Here is a 1,654-nt window from a genome sequence, read left to right on the forward strand (position 1 = left end):
AAGCGAGCGAGTTTGAAATCAGCGTGCTGTGCGAAGAGCCGCGTGCCGCTTACGATCGCGTGCAGCTCACCAGCTTTTTCAGCGGCAAGAGCGCGGCGGACCTGTCGCTGATCAGTGAAGCGTTCTTCGAGCGCAACGACATCGCGCTGCATCTGAACGACAAAGCAATCGGCATCGACCGCGAGGCTCGCTGTGTACGCACGGCGCAAGGTCAAACATTGCCTTACGACCGGCTGGTGCTCGCCACCGGCTCCGCTCCATTCGTGCCGCCCATTCAAGGTCGCGAGCGGCCCGGCTGCTTCGTCTATCGCACCCTCGAAGATCTCGAAGCCATTCGCGCGCGCGCCCAGGAAAGCAAAGTCGGCGTAGTCATCGGTGGCGGTTTGCTCGGTCTCGAAGCCGCCAAAGCACTTCGCGACCTCGGATTGAAAACCCACGTCGTAGAGTTCGCGCCGCGCTTGATGGCCGTCCAAGTCGACGACGTCGGCGGCCGAGTGCTGCGACAAAAGATCTCTGAACTGGACGTCGGCATTCACACCGGCAAGAGCACCACCGCCATCGTCGATGGTGAACACTGCCGCCAGCGCTTGCAGTTCGCCGACGGCAGTTCGCTCGAAGCCGACATCGTCGTGTTCTCGGCTGGCATCCGGCCGCGCGATGAATTGGCCCGCGCGTGCGGCCTCACCGTCGGCGAACGCGGTGGCATCGTCATCGACGACGACTGCCGTACATCCGACCCAAACATTTTCGCCATTGGCGAATGCGCGTTGTGGAATGGCAAGCTGTATGGCTTAGTCGCGCCTGGCTATCAGATGGCCAATGTTTGCGCCGCCCGCCTGCAGGACACGACCACGCCTGCATTCACCGGCGCGGACATGAGCACCAAGCTCAAGCTGCTCGGCGTCGACGTAGCATCGCTGGGTGATGCGCACTGCTCGGCCAGCAACTCGCGAGCCTATGCGTTCGTCGATGAGCGCCGTCAGGTCTACAAGAAGCTGGTGGTCAGCGACGACGGCAGCAAACTGCTCGGCGGCATTCTGGTCGGCGACGCAGACGACTACGGCATCTGGCTGCAAATGATGTTGGACGGCACGGCGTTGCCCGCCAATCCCGAAGAGCTGATCGTTCCCAACTTTGGCGGCGGCGAACAACCCAAACGCGCCGGTGTTGCAGGCCTACCGGCCAGCGCGCAGATCTGCTCCTGCAATAACGTCAGCAAAGGCGCGATCTGTTCAGCCGTCGAAGCCGGCTGCACGACCATCGGTGCGCTCAAGTCAGCAACCAAAGCGGCCACTTCGTGCGGAGGCTGCACCACGCTGGTGACGCAAATCCTCAAAGCTGAACTGGCGAGCCGAGGCGTTGCGGTCAACAACCACCTTTGCGAGCACTTCCGCTTCTCGCGTCAACAGCTGTTTCATCTCGTGCGGGTCGGGCAGCTCAAAACGTTCGGCGATGTCCTGGAGAAGCATGGCCGAGGCATGGGCTGCGATATCTGCAAACCCACCATCGCGTCGATCCTGGCCTCGTGCTGGAATGAGTTCGTGCTGAAGCGCGACAAGGCCACGCTCCAGGACACCAATGACTATTACCTCGCCAACATGCAGAAGGACGGCACGTACTCAGTCGTGCCGCGCATTGCCGGTGGCGAGATCAC

General features: G+C 61.9%; 1 protein-coding gene. It reads left to right on the forward strand.

The annotated features are described in order from the left end of the window. Window positions 1-1,654 (forward strand): nitrite reductase large subunit NirB (gene nirB / locus JNL55_RS13365; protein WP_293853707.1); only part of this gene is annotated, 1,654 nt, incomplete at both ends.

The sequence above is a fragment of the Steroidobacter sp. genome (assembly GCF_016790065.1).
Classification (GTDB): domain Bacteria; phylum Pseudomonadota; class Gammaproteobacteria; order Steroidobacterales; family Steroidobacteraceae; genus Steroidobacter.